Raw genomic sequence first — 16339 nt, forward strand, 5'->3', positions numbered from 1 at the left:
CCGGCCCGCCGATACGGGCCAGCACCATACGAATCCGTATTCCATGACTCTGCTCAAACGCAAATCCATCGAGGCCGAGGCCTCCCGCCGTCCAGCCCGGGGCGCACGCGCGCAACGCCGTATGGCGCAAGGCGATGGCCCGGACGCCGAGCCGCGCGAGGACAAGCCCGCGCGCCGCGGCGCCCAGGGCGACGAGAAGCGGATGACGCCGCGCTTCGCCCCGGTCACGTTCTCGGAAATGGACGGCGTGCGCTACCTGCATTTCGGCACCGAGTGGGTGCAGGGCGCCATGCGCCTGCGCAAGCCGGATGCCATCGAGCTGGAGTACGCGCAGCAGATGATGGCTTGGCTGCTGTTCCTGTCGCCGTCCGCGCCCGACTTCCACGTGGCCCAGCTCGGCCTCGGCGCGGCGGCGCTGACCAAGTTCAATCACCGCCAGTTCAGCCGCGCCCGCGTCACCGCGGTCGAGCTGAATCCCGCGGTCATCGTCGCCGGGCGCAGCATGTTCGGCCTGCGCGAGGACGACACGCGGCTGCGCGTGCTGGAGCAGGATGCCTGGGACTACGTGATGGATGCCGCGCACACCGGCAGCGTCGACGCGCTGCAGGTGGACCTGTACGACGCCACCGCCCGCGGGCCCGTGCTCGACACCACCGCCTTCTACCGCGCCTGCCGGCGCGTGCTGAAGGCCCCCGGCGTGATGACCATCAACCTGTTCGGCGACCATGACAGTTTCCCGAAGAACATCGTGCGCATCTGCGATGCCTTCGACAACCGCGTGCTGGTCTTCCCCGAGGTGCACGACGGCAATGTCATCGCACTGGCCTTCAACGGCCCCGTGATCGACGTGTCCTGGGAGGTGCTGGAGGCGCGCGCCAAGGTGGTGGAAACCACCACGCGGCTGCCGGCGCGCGACTGGGTGGCCAAACTGCGCGCGGCCAACGCACGGCAGGAAGAGCGGCTGCGGATCTGAGCGGCAGGAAGCGCCGACGCCGCTGGTCAAGCATGGCGTCTTGACTCCCTCTCCCGCAGGCGGGAGAGGGGCGCGAGCCGGCGCGGCGCGATCCCCGCCGCACCGGCCTGGGCCGCCAACTATTCCTTGTGGAAGAACTGGGCGAGCGACCACTCGTCCGTGCGCGCTTCGTAGCGCACGCCCTTGCGCATCGCCCACATCGCCAGCTGGCTGTGCGACGGGATGATGCCGTGGTCGGCCAGCGCGAAGCGGGCCGCCGCGCGGGCGTTCTCTTCGCGAGCCTTGTCGCTGCTGACCGTGGTCAGCGATTTCTCGATCAGCTGGTCGAGCTGCGGGTTGCTGTACTTGCCCCAGTTCCAGGTGCCGTAGCCGGTCTTGGGGTTGGGTGTGCCCAGGATGGAGCGTAGCGCCACATCGGCCGCCGCCGAGCCCCAGCCCAGCATCTCGAAGGCGAACTCTCCCTGGCGCGCGCGCGTGAAGTAGGCGGCCACCGGCATCGTCTCCACCTTGGTCTGGATGCCGATGCGCGTCAGCATGCCGGCAGTGGCCTGCGCCACCGCCGCGTCGTTCAGGTAGCGGTTGTTGGTGGCGTGCAGGGTCAGGCCGAAACCGTCGGGGTAGCCGGCGGCGGCCAGCAGCTTCTTGGCGCCTTCCGGGTCGTAGGCGTCGGGCCTGGTGCCCGGGTGGCCGAAGATCTGCGGCGAGACGATGGACGAGGCCGGCACCGCCAGCCCTTCCATGATGCGGCTGACGATGGCGTCGCGGTTGAGCGCCTTGCTGATGGCGGCGCGCACGCGCGCATCCTTGAACGGGTTCTTGCCCAGCGGCTTGCCGGCCTTGTCGGTGACGAAGGGCGGGTTGTCGCGCGCCTGGTCCATCTGCCAGAAGAGGGTGCGCCAGGACACCTGCTGCTCGATCTTGAACTTGGGGTTCTGCTTGAGCTTGGCCACGTCGGCCGAGGGCACGCTCTCGATCACGTCGACGTCGCCGGCCAGCAGGGCGGCGGTGCGGGCGCCATTGTCGGTCAGGATGCGGAAGACCGCGCGCTCCCACTCGGGCCTGGGGCCCCAGTAGTCGGGATTGCGCTCCATCACGATCTCCTGCCCGCGCGCGAAGCGGACGAACTTGAACGGGCCGGTGCCGATCATGACCTTGCCCGAGTCGAACTCGGCCTGGGTGAGCGTGGCCGCCACCTTCTTCGGCAGGATCGGCACGCTGTTCAGGTCATTGGCCAGGTTGGCGTAGTTGGGCACGCTCATGGTCAGCCGCACGGTGTGCGCGTCGGGCGTGTCGATGCGCGCGATCGGCTTGGTGTAGCTGGTGAAGGAGCCCGGGCTGTTGACGAGCTTTTCGGGGCGCTCCAGCGACGCCTTGACGTCCTCGCTGGTGAAGGGGGCGCCGTCATGCCACTTCACGTTGGGGCGCAGCTTGATTTCCCAGGTGATGGCATTGACCGGCTTCCAGGACAGCGCCAGTCCCGGGATATAGCGCGCGTTCTTGTCCATGAACACGAGCGACTCGAAGATGTGCAGGGCGATGGCGTTGTTCGGGCCGGCGTTGTTCCACTGCGGGTCCATCGACGTCACGTCGGCTGCCAGGCCGATGCGCAGGGTGTCGGGATCGGCGGCGGCGGCGGGGCGCATGGCCTGGGCGGCGGGCCCCAGCGCCAGCGCGGCGCCGGCCTGCAGCAGGCGCCGGCGCCGCGGCGAGCGCGGCGCGGCGGGCAGGGCGGGAGGGTTGCGGTGGCAGGCGGTCATCGGATGCTCTCCTCGTACAAGCCCGCGCAGGCGCGCGGTGGCGCCGCCGGCGGGCGGTTTCTCGATCGGACAGACCGCATTGTGCCGGCAAAAAGACATCGGTGCGCGGTCGGCCGGGTGCGGCACCGCAGCGGCGCGCCCGGCGGGCTCCGCCGACGTTCGCTGCGGGCCCGGTAGAATCGCGGCCATGTTCGCCAACTCCCGCACCATCGCCTCGGCCCAGACGGGCATCCACGATCACCTCGACGCGCGCGTGGCGCGCCACCTGGCGGAGCCCTTCCGCAAGCCCGTCGGCGAGGCCAGCCGCAATGCGCTGGAGGCGGCGCTGGCGCGCTGGCAGCAGGCCGGCGGTGCGCCGCTGATCCTGGACGCCGGCTGCGGCGTGGGCGAGAGCACATTGCGGCTGGCGCAGGCGTGGCCCGACCATTTCGTCATCGGCGTGGACCAGTCGGAAAAGCGCCTGGCCGCCGGCAAGGACTGGTGGGAGGGGGAGCGGCCCGGAAACTTCGTCTGGGCCCGCGCCGACCTGGTGGACGTGTGGCGCCTGCTGCAGGACCTGCAGGTGGCGGTGGCCCGCCACTACGTGCTGTATCCGAACCCCTGGCCCAAGATCGGCCATCTGGGCCGGCGCTGGCAGGGGCACGCCGTGTTCCCCGCGCTGGCCGCCTGCGGCGCCTACCTGGAGTGCCGCAGCAACTGGCAGATCTACGTGGAAGAGTTCGCGCGGGCGCTGGCCCTGGCCGGGCGGCCGGCACGGATCGAACCCTGGCAGCCGGCCGAGGCCATGACGCCGTTCGAGCGCAAGTACGGCGCCTCCGGCCATGCGCTCTGGCGCTGCGTCAGCGAGGCGGCCGGCTGAGCGCCGCGCGGCGGGGGGGCACCAAGGCAAACGGCCCGCGCAAGGCGGGCCGTCGGCGGGGGCGGGAGCGCGGACGCGCTCCGGCTCAGTGGAACAGCGGCTGCTGCGTGGGCGCGTCTTCCGGCAGTTCGGCGTGGACGATCTCGCCCGTGCGGTCGGCATACAGCGGCGTGCCGCAGTCCTCGCAGTACTCGGGGTCGAACAGTGCGGCATGGCGGAAGATGTCTTCCACGCCGGCGTTGCGCAATTCCTCGCAGATCTGCTCGACCGGACCGCCTTTCTCCTCGCTGTCGATCTCGCCCGCCTCGCGGCCGTAGACCGGCCAGACGATGCCGTAGATGACGTCTTTCTCGCCGCGCATGGTGAAGCCCACGCGGTATTCCTCGACCTCGTCCTCGCCGAAGGCGGCCAGCACCGCCGCCAACTGGCCGGCCGGCACGTCCAGCGTGCCGCACAGGTAGTTGACGGCCGCGCGCACCGTCAGCGGACGGATGCTCTTGTCCGACTCGCGGCAGGACAGGAAGAAGGCGTCGGGCAGCAGCAGCTCGAACTCGCAGCCGGGCAGCAGCAGGGCCACAGAAGGCTGTACCTGGGTGCGCCAATGCTCCAGGCAGATCGAGCGCTCGGCATGGTGTTCCTTGGCGTCTTCCTGCCAGCGGAACAGCGGGCCTTCGTGCGGTGCCACCACCACGGCCAGCAGGTAGCGCGGGTCGGCCAGGATGGGGGCGGTCTCGGGCAGGTCGCGCAGGTCGACCTTGGGCGCGTTGCCGGCCAGCGCGGCCGACAGCAGCTTGTGCGTCAGCGCGAAGGTGTCGCTATGGGTGCGCGGCAGCTGGTCGATGCTGTACAGATAGGGCGACAGCGCCACCTTGGTCTGCGCGGCCAGCACGTGGGCCTGCAGGTGCACGGTGAGCGTCTGCACCAGGTCGGGCTTGAGCGCGCCCGAGGGAATGGCGTAGCGGGTATGGGCCAGGATGGGCGCGGCGATCAGCAGCGCATCGTAGCGCACCCCGTCGAGCTCCACGGTGGCCGATTCGGCCAGCGTCTCGGCCTGCTCGGCCAGCACGTCGGAGGCGTCCGGATTGTGCTTGAACAGGTGTTCGAGTGCCGCGTCCAGCGCCGACTGGCTGCCGTTCTTCAGCAGCCGGCCGAGCCGTTGCGAGAGCCTCCGCTCCCAGTACCCGTCTTCCATGCGGCTGCCCGAGGCATCGAGGGCGAGCGCGTCCGCCACCAGTCGCTCGGCGTCGGGTGAAAGACGAGGGGAAGCCTTGGAGCGAAAACCTGCCATATGTAGAAACCATCCGTGATTCGGTAAAACGGTATTCTACTCGCAGCCATGGAAAACGCGGCCACGGCAGGGGCCGTACGCGGGGATTGCGCCCCCTGGCGTCCTATTTCCCGGCCGGCGCGGCGGGGGCGTGCGATTCCACGCTGTGCTGCTCACCGGCGATGGCGATGTCGCCGCCGCTGCGCGTCAGCAGGTAGAGTGCGCCGCCGGCGACCAGCACGAAAGCGATGAGGATCTTGACCATGGTGTCTCCTGGTGGGTGGCGGGCCGCGGGCCCGCCTGCCTGGCGGCCGGCGGCGCCGGCCCTGGCCTTGTTGTAGGTGTAGGAGACAGTCTGGCAGCGCCGCCTTGCGTGGAACTTACATGGTCGGTCCGGCGGGCCGGCTGTTGCCGGCTCCCGGCGCGGCGCCGACCGGGCCGGAAAGCCGTGCGCCGCCTGCGGCACCGGGCCGGCGGCGCACGGGGCCGGGGCGCTCGCTGGCGGCCCGGCACGGCGGCCAGGGCCGGCACCCGCGGGGGGTGCCGGCGTCCGGCCTCAGGCGGCCAGCAGCTGGCGCAGCACGAAGGGCAGGATGCCGCCGTGGTTGTAGTAATCCACCTCGATCGGGGTGTCGATGCGCAGCAGCACCGGCACGCGCTGCGCCTCGCCGTCGGCGCGGTGGATCACCAGGGTCACGTCCTGCTGCGGCTTCAGCTCGCCCTCGATGCCTTCGATGTCGAAGGTCTCGGTGCCGGTGAGGCCGAGCGACTGCGCGCTGTCGTTGCCCTTGAACTGCAGCGGCAGCACGCCCATGCCGACCAGGTTGGAGCGGTGGATGCGCTCGAAGCTGCGCGCGATCACCGCCTTGACGCCGAGCAGCTGGGTGCCCTTGGCCGCCCAGTCGCGCGACGAGCCGGTGCCGTATTCCTCGCCGCCGAAGACCACGGTCGGCGTGCCCGCGGCGATGTACTGCATGGCCGCGTCGTAGATCGACATCTGCTCGCCGTCCGGCTGATGCAGCGTCAGGCCGCCTTCCACGCGCGAGCCGTCGGCCTTGGGCGGGATCATCAGGTTCTTGATGCGCACGTTGGCGAAGGTGCCGCGCATCATCACCTCATGGTTGCCGCGGCGCGAGCCATAGCTGTTGAAGTCGGCCTTCAGCACGCCGTGTTCCTGCAGGTACTTGCCGGCCGGCGAGGTGTCCTTGATCGAGCCTGCCGGCGAGATGTGGTCGGTGGTGACCGAGTCGCCGAAGATGCCCAGCGCGCGCGCGCCGCGCACGTTGCTGACGCTCTGGGCCGGCTCCATGCTGAAGTCCTGGAAGAAGGGCGGTTCGGCGATGTAGGTGGAGGTCGGCCAGTCGTAGACCTGGCCGCTGGTGCCGGTGATGTCCGCCCACAGCTTGCTCGGCTTGTTGACCTGGGCGTAGTTCTTCTTGAACACGTCCGAATTCATCGCGAACTTCATCAGCGCGTGGATCTCTTCCGAGCTTGGCCAGATGTCGCCCAGGTAGATGTCGCGCCCGCCCTTGCCCTGGCCGACCGGCTCGGTCATCAGGTCGCGCGTCATGGTGCCGGCGATGGCGTAGGCCACCACCAGCGGCGGCGAGGCCAGGAAGTTGGCGCGGATGTTCGGGTGGATGCGCGCCTCGAAGTTGCGGTTGCCGGACAGCACGGCGGCGGCCACCAGGTCGTTCTTGACGATGGCCTCGTTGATCTCCGGCGTCAGGTCGCCGGCGTTGCCGATGCAGGTGGTGCAGCCATAGGCGGCTACGTCGAAGCCCAGCTTTTCCAGGTAGGGCAGCAGGCCGGCCGCCTTCAGGTATTCGGTCACCACGCGGCTTCCGGGGGCCAGCGAGGTCTTGATGTGCTTGGCCACGGTCAGGCCTGCCTCGACCGCCTTCTTGGCCAGCAGGCCGGCCGCCAGCAGCACGCTCGGGTTGGAGGTGTTGGTGCAGGAGGTGATGGCGGCGATCAGCACGTCACCGTTCTTGATCTCGATGCCGTCGGCGGTCTGGTAGGGCTTGTCCAGTTCCGCGACGTCCTTGTTGAAGCCGTTCTCGGCCACCGGCTTGGCGAACAGCGAGGCGAAGGTCGACTTGACATCGCCGATCTCGATGCGGTCCTGCGGGCGCTTCGGGCCGGCCAGCGACGGCGCCACCGAGCCCAGGTCCAGCGTCAGCGTCTTGGTGTAGTCGATCTCGCCGGCGCGCGGCACGCCGAACAGTTCCTGGGCGCGGAAGTAGCCCTCGAAGGCGGCGATCTCCTTGTCGGTGCGGCCGGTGCCCTGGAAGTAGTCGATGGTCTTTTCGTCGACCGGGAAGAAGCCCATGGTGGCGCCGTACTCGGGCGCCATGTTGCCGATGGTGGCGCGGTCCGGCACCGACAGGCTGGCGGTGCCTTCGCCGAAGAACTCGACGAACTTGCCGACCACTTTCTCGCGGCGCAGCATCTCGGTGATGGTCAGCACCAGGTCGGTGGCCGTCACGCCTTCGCGCAGGCGGCCCTTGAGCTCGACGCCGACCACGTCCGGGGTCAGGAAGTAGACCGGCTGGCCGAGCATGCCGGCTTCGGCCTCGATGCCGCCGACGCCCCAGCCGACCACGCCGATGCCGTTGATCATGGTGGTGTGGCTGTCGGTGCCGACCAGGGTGTCAGGATAGTAGACACCGTCCTTCTTGTGGACGCCGCGTGCCAGGTATTCGAGGTTGACCTGGTGCACGATGCCGAAGCCTGGCTGCACCACGCCGAAGGTGTCGAAGGCCTGCATGCCCCACTTCATGAACTGGTAGCGCTCGTTGTTGCGCTTGAATTCCAGCTGCATGTTCAGGTCCAGCGCCTTCTTCTCGCCATAGTGGTCGACCTGCACGGAGTGGTCGACCACCAGGTCCACCGGCACCAGTGGCTCGATCTTCTTGGGATCCTTGCCCATGCTCTGGGCCACGTTGCGCATGGCGGCCAGGTCGGCCAGCAGCGGCACGCCGGTGAAGTCCTGCAGCACCACGCGGGCCACCACGAAAGGGATCTCGTCGACGCGCTCGGCATTGGGCTGCCAGCCGGCCAGCTGCCTGACGTGTTCCTCGGTCACCTTCTTGCCGTCGCAATTGCGCAGCACGGATTCGAGCACGAGGCGGATCGATACCGGCAGCCGCTCGATGGCTACGCCGAGTTCCTTGCCGAGCTGGGGCAGGGAGTAGAACTTGCCTTTGGCCGAGGGGCCGATCTTGAATTCTTTCAGAGTCTTGTCGAGGTTGTGGGGCATTGCCTTACTCCAATCGAAGGGTGATGCGGGCGGACTGAGATGGATGCTGACTTCTTCTTTTCGCGGTGCCGGCCCGGTGCCGGGGCGGGGCCCGAGCCCGCATCGCGGGAGGGGCGGCACGCGCTGCAGCCCCCGGTCGCCGGCGGCGGAAAGTGCCGCCGGCTGCAATGCTCAACTTTAGCTCCGGCCCGTGGCGCAGGGCAACCCGTGTCGTGCGGCAAGGGCCGGCTCAGATCACGTACAGGTCGACGTATTCGTGGACCGGCATCGCTTCAAGGCGCGCCTGGTCCAGCGAGACGTCCAGGATGGCCTGCTGCTGGCGCGGCGGGAAGCGGCGCGCCAGGTTGGCGCGGAACTTCCCGACCAGCAGGGGGATGCCCTCGGCGCGGCGGCGCTTGTGCCCGAGCGGGTATTCGACCACCACCTCGGGCAGTACCGTGCCGTCGTCCAGCTCGACCGTCAGGCCGTTGGCGATCGAGCGTTTGTCGGGATCGTGGTAGTCGGCGGTGAAGGCCGGGTCCTCGACACAGGCGATCTTCTCCCGCAGCGCGTCGATACGCGGGTCGGCGGCGGCCTCGTCCTCGTAGTCGGCGGCCGTCAGCCGGCCGCGCAGCAGCGGCACTGCCACCATGTACTGGATGCAGTGGTCGCGATCGGCCGGGTTGGCCAGCGGGCCATGCTTGTCGATGATGCGCAGGCAGGCCTCGTGGGTGCGGATGGTGACGCGGCGGATGTCGGCCGCGCTACGGCCTGCCGCAGCCAGTTGCCGGTGCAGCGCCATGGCGGCCTCGGCGGCCGTCTGCGCGTGGAATTCGGCCGGGAAGGCCACCTTGAACAGCACGTTCTCCATCACGTAGCTGCCATAGGGGCGCTGGAAGCGGAAGGGCTGGCCGCGATACAGCACGTCGTAGAAGCCCCAGGTCCTGGCGCTCAGCACCGAGGGATAACCCATCTCGCCGGTGCGGGCGATCAGTGCCAGCCGCACGGCCCGGCTGGTGGCGTCGCCGGCGGCCCAGCTCTTGCGGCTGCCGGTGTTGGGGGCGTGGCGGTAGGTGCGCAGCGGCTGGCCGTCGACCCAGGCCAGCGACACCGCGTTGGCGATCTCGTCGTGCGACAGGCCCAGCAGACGGGCCGCGACCGCGGTGGAGGCCACCTTGACCAGCACCACGTGGTCCAGGCCGACCCGGTTGAAGGCATTCTCGAGCGCCAGGCAGCCCTGGATCTCGTGCGCCTTGATCATGGCCGCCAGCACATCCTTCATCAGCAGGGGTTTGCGCCCGGCGGCGACGTGGTTGCGCGACAGCCAGTCGGCGGTGGCCAGGATGGCGCCGAGGTTGTCGGAGGGGTGGCCCCATTCGGCGGCCAGCCAGGTGTCGTTGAAGTCCAGCCAGCGCACCATGGCGCCGATGTTGAAGGCGGCCTGGACGGGGTCGAGCTGGAATTGGGTGCCGGGCACCTTGGCGCCGTTTGGCACCACCGTGCCGGGCACGACAGGCCCGAGCAGCTTGGTGCAGGCGGGGTAGGAGAGCGCCTCCAGCCCGCAGCCCAAGGTGTCGATCAGGCAGTTGCGGGCCGTGTCGTAGGCCAGGGCGCTCTTGATCTGGTACCGCGTCACATAGTCGACGATGTCGACGATGACCTGGTCGGTATCGGGACGGACATGGGAGATGGCTGTGGACATGGGGTTCCCTCGGCGCTCCTGCCTGTCTGCGGCGGGTCTGGCTTGCCGGGCTGGCCGCCCGGCGGGCTTGCTGCCTGGCTTACTGGTGCGGCTGTGCGTTCTGTTGCTGTGCAGCATCCTGCGGCTGTGCCGGCTGCTGGGCGGGCGCGACCAGCAGCGGGGTGGCCACCGGGGCGCGCAGCGCGCCGGCCTGGGTCGGCGCGGCGGCACCGCCCTGCATGGCCACGGTCTGGCATTCGTCGGCCAGGCGATGGCCTTCCTTGCGGTCGAACAGCATCGCCTTGCTCGGGATCACGACCAGGTCGAGGCCCGAGTGGGAATCATAGTAGCGGTCGGCGCCGGTCACGGTGGTCTGGCGCGGCAGCTTGTATTCCTTGCCTTGCCAGTTCAGGGTCAGGACCTCGTCGCGCAGCATGTTGCCGTCGACATAGAGGCTGTTGCCCAGTTCGCAGCTCCACTTCTCGCCCTTGGGCGGCACCGGCGCGGCGGCCGTGGCGCCCTTCTTGGAGGCCTTCTTCTTGGCCGGCGCCTTCTTGGCCGCAGCCTTCTTGGCGGGTTCCTGGGCCACGGCGGTGCCGGCGGCGGTCACGGTGAGGGCGCCAAGGCAGGCGGCGATCAGGAGGTGTTTCATCAGACGTTTCCTTTCGGGGCAATAAGATCTTCGGTAAGGCGGGCCCTGGCCCGCCATGGGGCGGCCCGGTGCCGTTCCGCCGCTATTCTCTACGATTTGCGACGGCGGGCGTAGGGGCGCTGCCATTGGTTACATTATCCCCCCCGCCGGGTGGCGTTCCCGCCTGTGATGATATTCATAGATCACTTTCGTTTGCCGATCGGCACGAACTTGAGGTTATCCGGCCCGGTGTAGTTGGCGCTGGGGCGGATGATCTTGTTATCGATGCGCTGCTCGATGATGTGCGCGGCCCAGCCCGAGGTGCGCGCGATGACGAACAGCGGGGTGAACATGGCGGTGGGCACGCCCATCATGTGGTAGCTGACGGCGCTGAACCAGTCCAGGTTGGGGAACATCTTCTTGATGTCCCACATCACGGTCTCCAGGCGCTCGGCGATGTCGAACATCTTCATCGAGCCGGCGTCCTTGGACAGATTGCGCGCGACTTCCTTGATGACCTTGTTGCGCGGGTCGCCGATGGTGTACACCGGGTGGCCGAAGCCGATCACCACTTCCTTGTTCTCCACGCGGCGCGTGATGTCGGCCTGGGCCTCGTCGGGGGTGTCGTAGCGCTTCTGGATCTCGAAGGCCACTTCGTTGGCGCCGCCGTGCTTCGGGCCGCGCAGCGCGCCGATGGCGCCGCAGATCGACGAGTACATGTCCGAGCCGGTGCCGGCGATGACGCGGCCGGTGAAGGTCGAGGCGTTGAACTCGTGCTCCGCGTACAGGATCAGCGAGGTGTGCATGGCGCGCTCCCACAGGGCCGAGGGCTTCTCGCCGTGCAGCAGGTGCAGGAAGTGGGCGCCGATGGAGTCGTCGTCGGTCTCGACCTCGATGCGGCGGCCGTTGTGGCTGTAGTGGTACCAGTACAGCAGCATCGAGCCGAGGCTGGCCATCAGGCGGTCGGCGATGTCGCGCGCGTCGGGGGTGTTGTGGTCGTCCTTCTCGGGCAGCACGGTGCCGAGCACGGACACGCCGGTGCGCATCACGTCCATCGGGTGGGCGCTGGCGGGCACCCATTCGAGGGCGGCCTTGACGTTGGCGGGCAGGCCGCGCAGGGCCTTGAGCTTGGTCTTGTAGGCGCGCAGCTCGGCCTTGGTGGGCAGCTTGCCGTGCACCAGCAGGTGGGCGATCTCCTCGAATTCGCAGGCGTCGGCGATGTCGAGGATGTCGTAGCCGCGGTAGTGCAGGTCGTTGCCGCTGCGGCCGACCGTGCACAGCGCGGTGTTGCCGGCGGTCACGCCGGACAGGGCCACGGACTTCTTGGGCTTCGGCCCGGCCGGGGCCGCCGTGACGCCGGCGGGTGCGGAGTCGGGGCTGGCAGGTTCGTTCGCCGCGCTGGTCGGTGCTGCCGCCTTGGCTTTGGCCATCGGTGTCTCCTGGTTCTTTGAGTCTTCTTGAGGGATCGGGGGAAGTCGCCAGCCGCCGGGCCCGAGCCCGGGATCAGGCGAAGAACAGCTCCTGGACGCGTTCGGGCAGGTCGGCGCCGGTGGCGTGCGCGCGCTGCAGCAGCGACCAGTAGTAGCGGTAGCTGGCGCGGTCGTGCAACTGGTCCTGGTGGCGGATCGGCGCCCAGCTGTTGTCGTAGGCGGCCAGCAGGATCTCGCTGGCGGCGCCGATTTCCTGGCGCTCCGGGCGGAAGGCCGCGACGATCGGCTCCACCTGGCTCGGGTGGATGCTCCACTTGCGCAGGTAGCCGAACTCTCCGCGCGCGCGCCGGGCGTCCTCGCCGGCGCGCTCCGGGTGGCGCACGTCGGTGCTGACGTTGTGCGAGGGCACCTTGCCGTGCCGGTGGCAGGCCGCCGAGATTTCCAGCATGGCGCGGCGGACCAGCGGGTGTTCGAACTGCTGCGGCGAGCGCATCGCCTCGCCGGGAATGGCGCCGTGGTGGGCCGAGACGAAGTCCATCAGGCCGAAGCTGAGGCACTCGACCTGCACCAGTGAGGCGATCTCGAACACCTGCTCCAGGGCGGCATGGGTTTCCACCAGCGCATGGATGGGAATGTGACGGGCAATGCCTGCCGAGCGCGCTACCTGGTTCACATGGTCGGTCACACGGGCGATTTCCACCACGTCGGTGGCCTTGGGCACCACCACGTAGGCCAGTCGTGCCCCGGCTGCGCCGACCAGGATCTCGACATCGCTGCGCCACGAGGGATGGGAGGGCGCGTGCACGCGCACGCCGACCCGGTTATGGATGTTGAGCGGGCTGTTGACCAGGCGCGCGCAAAGCTGGGCGTGTTCGCGCTCCTGGCCTACCGCAGCGCCGTCTTCGCAGTCGAAGGTGAGGTCGAAGACCGGCCCAAGCTCTTGTTGCAGGGCGAGCGACTTGAGCATCAGCTTCTCGCTGCCGGCGTAGTGGTCGCACACGGGCAACTGGACCGGCATGGTCTCGCCCTGGAACAAGATCTCGGAGGGATGCACGTTGAGGGTTCTATTCAATCGGGATGGATGGGGCAGGGCCAAAGCAAACAGGCCGGAGCCCGCGCCGATCCGAGAATCGTTGCGGGGCTCCGGCCTGTCATGGCGCCTTGCGGGAAGGTGCGGGATCAGCCCAGCAGGTGCTGCACGCCGGCGCGCTCTTCTTCGAGCTCATTCAGCGTGATGTTGATCTTTTCCTGGCTGTACGCGTCGATCTCGAGACCCTTGACGATCTCGTACTTGCCGTTGGCCGTGGTGACCGGGTAGCCGAACATCACGTCCTGCGGGATGCCGTATTCACCGTTCGACGGGATGCCCATGGTGACGACCTTGCCGTTGGTGCCCAGCACCCAGTCGCGCACGTGGTCGATGGCGGCGTTGGCTGCCGAAGCGGCCGACGACAGGCCGCGCGCCTCGATGATGGCGGCACCGCGCTTGCCGACGGTCGGCAGGAACACGTCGTTGTTCCACACCGGGTCGTTGATCAGGTCCTTGACGCTCTGGCCGTCGACGGTCGCATAGCGGTAGTCGGCGTACATGGTCGGGCTGTGGTTGCCCCACACGAACAGCTTCTCGATCGATGCGACCGGCTTGCCGGTCTTGGCGGCGATCTGCGACAGGGCGCGGTTGTGATCCAGGCGCAGCATCGCGGTGAAGTTCTCGCGCGGCAGGTCCGGCGCCGACTTCATGGCGATGTAGGCATTGGTGTTGGCGGGGTTGCCGACCACCAGGACCTTGACGTTGCGGCTGGCGACGTCGTTCAGTGCCTTGCCCTGCACCGTGAAGATCTGGGCGTTGGCTTCCAGCAGGTCCTTGCGTTCCATGCCCTTGCTGCGGGGGCGGGCGCCCACCAGCAGGGCCACGTCGGCGTCCTTGAAGGCGACCTTGGGATCATCGGTGATCACCACGCCGGCCAGCAGCGGGAACGCGCAGTCTTCCAGTTCCATCACCACGCCCTTGACGGCGGCCTGGGCTTGCGGGAGGTCGAGCAGTTGGAGGATGACCGGCTGGTCTTTGCCCAGCATGTCGCCGTTGGCGATGCGGAACAGCAGGGAATAGCCGATCTGGCCAGCGGCGCCGGTGACTGCGACGCGCATTGGGGCTTTAGCCATGAGTAAATCTCCAAACGAGAAAAGGGGGAAACCGGTCGGTGTCGCGCCGCACGGACGCGGGCATCGCACCGCTGCGGGTTGTCGCCACGGCGGCAGGCGGCAGTCCGTCTGCACCGCCTGCGCGGGGCGCAGCGCGGCGGCCGGATGGGCTGGTGCCGCGACGGGTCATGGCGATGCGACAAGGCGTAAGTCTACTGCGAAGCGGCATGCCACATCCATAGCAACATCGCGGTCCAGGCTCCACATGGCACGTGGCGTGGCTGCCTGCGTGGCTGCTCGAGGCAGGCGGAGTGTAGGCCGCCCCCCTTGCAAAGTCAATTCATATGTCTTATATAAGACATAAGACATTTGATGTTGGGCTGGACGCGCTTCGGCTTTTTGTGGTGAAATCCGGCTATGTCATCGCTGCCCTCGACCTTCGCCGGTGTTCCGCCCAGCGGAGCTTCCGATCCCGGTGCTGCTGCGCCCGGCGCCGGAGCGCAGCCGTCCGCGCCCGCCGCGGGCCCGGTCGCGCCCGCCGTGTCGGCCGCGCCTCCCGCCCCCGCTCCCTCGCCCACCTTCAGTCCGCTCTACCAGCAGATCAAGGCCCTGATCATGAAGAGCCTGCAGTCCGGCGAGTGGAAGCCGGGCGAGATGATCCCGAGCGAGATGGAGCTGGCGTCGCGCTACAAGGTCAGCCAGGGTACGGTACGCAAGGCCATCGACGAGCTGGCGGGCGAGAACCTGGTGGCGCGCCGCCAGGGCAAGGGCACCTTCGTCACCACCCATCATGAGGACGGGGTCAAGTTCCGCTTCCTGCGGCTGGTGCCGGACGAGGGCGAGCCGCATTACGGTGCCAGCCACGTGCTGGAATGCAAGCGCCTGCGGGCGCCTGCCGAGATCGCGCGCCTGCTGGACATCCGCACCGGCGACAGCGTGGTGCAGATCCGCCGCGTGCTGTTCTTCTCGGGCGAGGCCACTGTGCTCGACGAGATCTGGCTGCTCGGCACCAACTTCAAGGGCCTGACGGCCGAGAAGCTGACTGAGTGGAAGGGGCCGATGTATGCCCTGTTCGAGGCGGAGTTCGGCACGCGGATGATCCGTGCCTCCGAAAAGATTCGTGCGGTGTCGGCCGATTCGACCGCCGCCGCGCTGCTCTCGGTGCCCGAGGGCTCGCCGCTGCTGTCGGTGGAGCGGGTCTCGTTCACCTATGGGGATCGGCCTGTCGAAGTCCGGCGCGGTCTGTATGTCACGACGCGCCACTATTATCAGAACGATTTGAGTTGATCCTTGGGCGGCGCGCGTCCGCGTGCCGATTGTTGTGAATTGTGCGATAGCCGGACAGGCTGTTGCCTTGGATGGAAGCAATGGTTGCACCAAAGCGGTTCCGGACGGGTAGTGGGCAGTTGTCGGGTACGCCAGCCTGGTGCCCGATAGCTGAAAATTATTGGTGCGGCGCGCAACAAAGGCGCTAAAATCATCAGGATTTGCACCCGGTGCATCCATTTGCATTCAGGCTCCGGATGCACAGGAAATTCTTGTTTTTTGTTTACCGCTAATGGGGTCTCGCATGGCTGAAGCCGTCAAACAAGCCAGGCCGGAATTCCGGAACATCCATGTCGCGCAGCTTGCGCGATATCGGTTGCCCTGGGCCGGCAAGGTATCCATCCTGCATCGCGCGAGCGGTGCCATGATGTTCCTGCTGCTGCCGTTCATCCTGTATCTGTTCGAACAGAGCGTCACTTCCGAACTCAGCTTCGCCAAGTTCACTTCCCTGCTTTCCAACGGCTTCGTCAAGCTGGTGTTGCTGGCCCTGATCTGGGGCTACCTGCATCACTTCTGCGCCGGTATCCGCTTCCTGCTGCTCGATGTCCACGTCGGCGTCACCAAGCCGGCCTCCGCCAAGTCCGCCGTCGCCGTCCTGATCGTCAGCCTGCTGCTCACCGCGATTTTCGGCCTGAAGCTGTTCGGCGTGTTTTGAGGAGAGTCAAGGTGGCTAACAATAATATCGGTCCCAAGCGCCTGGTCGTCGGCGCGCACTACGGTATCAAGGATTGGCTGGCGCAACGCGTGACCGCCTGTGTGATGGTGGTCTTCACGGTCGTGCTGGCCATTGCCTTCCTGCTCTCGAACGGCGCTTCCTATGAAGCGTGGGCGGGGCTCTTCGCCAACCAGTGGATGAAGATCCTGACGTTCCTGACCATCCTGTCGCTGCTGTATCACGCCTGGATCGGCGTGCGCGATATCTGGATGGACTATGTGAAGCCGATGGCCGTGCGCCTCGTGCTGCAAGTTCTTACCATTCTGTGGCTCGTCGGTTGTGCGGGCTACGCTGCTCAGATTCTCTGGAGGGTGTAA

The 16339-nt window shown here is 67.8% G+C and carries 14 protein-coding genes; 5 read left to right on the plus strand and 9 right to left on the minus strand.

Going from position 1 to position 16339, the window contains the following annotated elements:
• The first annotated feature begins 43 nt into the window (after positions 1–43).
• Positions 44–973 (plus strand): spermidine synthase, encoded by a 930-nt coding sequence (locus BKK79_RS16995; RefSeq protein WP_071014424.1) that lies wholly within the window; start codon positions 44–46, stop codon positions 971–973.
• Positions 974–1092: 119 nt separating this feature from the next.
• Here BKK79_RS16995 and BKK79_RS17000 read toward each other — a convergent pair whose 3' ends face one another.
• Positions 1093–2730 carry an ABC transporter substrate-binding protein gene (locus tag BKK79_RS17000; protein ID WP_071038115.1) on the minus strand — a complete coding sequence of 546 codons (1638 nt, stop codon included), beginning with the start codon at positions 2728–2730 and terminating at the stop codon, positions 1093–1095.
• A gap of 187 nt (positions 2731–2917) precedes the next feature.
• Here BKK79_RS17000 and trmB point away from each other — a divergent pair, with 187 nt between their 5' ends.
• On the plus strand, positions 2918–3589 hold the full coding sequence (gene trmB, locus BKK79_RS17005; RefSeq protein WP_197523928.1) for a tRNA (guanine(46)-N(7))-methyltransferase TrmB: 672 nt from the start codon (positions 2918–2920) through the stop codon (positions 3587–3589).
• Positions 3590–3674: 85 nt separating this feature from the next.
• Here trmB and BKK79_RS17010 read toward each other — a convergent pair whose 3' ends face one another.
• The 8 genes from BKK79_RS17010 to BKK79_RS17040 all read right to left on the minus strand — a co-directional run bounded on the left by BKK79_RS17010 (position 3675) and on the right by BKK79_RS17040 (position 14002).
• On the minus strand, positions 3675–4877 hold the full coding sequence (locus BKK79_RS17010) for a DUF2863 family protein (protein ID WP_071014419.1): 1203 nt from the start codon (positions 4875–4877) through the stop codon (positions 3675–3677).
• Between the two features lie 103 nt (positions 4878–4980).
• The gene (locus tag BKK79_RS41125; RefSeq protein ID WP_167366678.1) at positions 4981–5121 is read right to left on the minus strand and encodes a hypothetical protein; all 141 of its coding nucleotides are present in this window, start codon (positions 5119–5121) and stop codon (positions 4981–4983) included.
• Positions 5122–5412: 291 nt separating this feature from the next.
• Positions 5413–8118 carry an aconitate hydratase AcnA gene (gene acnA / locus BKK79_RS17015; protein WP_071038116.1) on the minus strand — a complete coding sequence of 902 codons (2706 nt, stop codon included), beginning with the start codon at positions 8116–8118 and terminating at the stop codon, positions 5413–5415.
• 229 nt (positions 8119–8347) lie between these two features.
• Positions 8348–9799, minus strand: a complete 1452-nt coding sequence (locus BKK79_RS17020) for a bifunctional 2-methylcitrate dehydratase/aconitate hydratase (protein WP_071038117.1) — start codon at positions 9797–9799, stop codon at positions 8348–8350.
• A 79-nt stretch (positions 9800–9878) separates the two neighbouring features.
• Complete coding sequence (locus BKK79_RS17025; protein ID WP_071014411.1) at positions 9879–10430, minus strand: hypothetical protein; 552 nt, start codon at positions 10428–10430, stop codon at positions 9879–9881.
• 182 nt (positions 10431–10612) lie between these two features.
• Positions 10613–11839 (minus strand): bifunctional 2-methylcitrate synthase/citrate synthase, encoded by a 1227-nt coding sequence (gene prpC / locus BKK79_RS17030; RefSeq protein WP_084084761.1) that lies wholly within the window; start codon positions 11837–11839, stop codon positions 10613–10615.
• A gap of 73 nt (positions 11840–11912) precedes the next feature.
• On the minus strand, positions 11913–12893 hold the full coding sequence (locus BKK79_RS17035) for an HpcH/HpaI aldolase/citrate lyase family protein (RefSeq protein ID WP_071014408.1): 981 nt from the start codon (positions 12891–12893) through the stop codon (positions 11913–11915).
• A gap of 125 nt (positions 12894–13018) precedes the next feature.
• Positions 13019–14002 (minus strand): malate dehydrogenase, encoded by a 984-nt coding sequence (locus BKK79_RS17040; RefSeq protein WP_071014406.1) that lies wholly within the window; start codon positions 14000–14002, stop codon positions 13019–13021.
• 396 nt (positions 14003–14398) lie between these two features.
• Between BKK79_RS17040 and BKK79_RS17045 the strand changes: the two genes are divergently transcribed.
• The 3 genes from BKK79_RS17045 (at position 14399) to sdhD (ending at position 16339) form a co-directional block, all read left to right on the plus strand.
• The gene (locus BKK79_RS17045) at positions 14399–15268 is read left to right on the plus strand and encodes a GntR family transcriptional regulator (RefSeq protein WP_071014403.1); all 870 of its coding nucleotides are present in this window, start codon (positions 14399–14401) and stop codon (positions 15266–15268) included.
• A gap of 283 nt (positions 15269–15551) precedes the next feature.
• Positions 15552–15962, plus strand: coding sequence for a succinate dehydrogenase, cytochrome b556 subunit (sdhC, locus tag BKK79_RS17050; protein ID WP_071016506.1), 411 nt, complete (start codon positions 15552–15554; stop codon positions 15960–15962).
• A gap of 11 nt (positions 15963–15973) precedes the next feature.
• On the plus strand, positions 15974–16339 hold the full coding sequence (gene sdhD / locus BKK79_RS17055) for a succinate dehydrogenase, hydrophobic membrane anchor protein (RefSeq protein ID WP_071014400.1): 366 nt from the start codon (positions 15974–15976) through the stop codon (positions 16337–16339).

Origin of the sequence: Cupriavidus sp. USMAA2-4, from assembly GCF_001854305.1 — a bacterium.
GTDB lineage: Bacteria > Pseudomonadota > Gammaproteobacteria > Burkholderiales > Burkholderiaceae > Cupriavidus > Cupriavidus malaysiensis.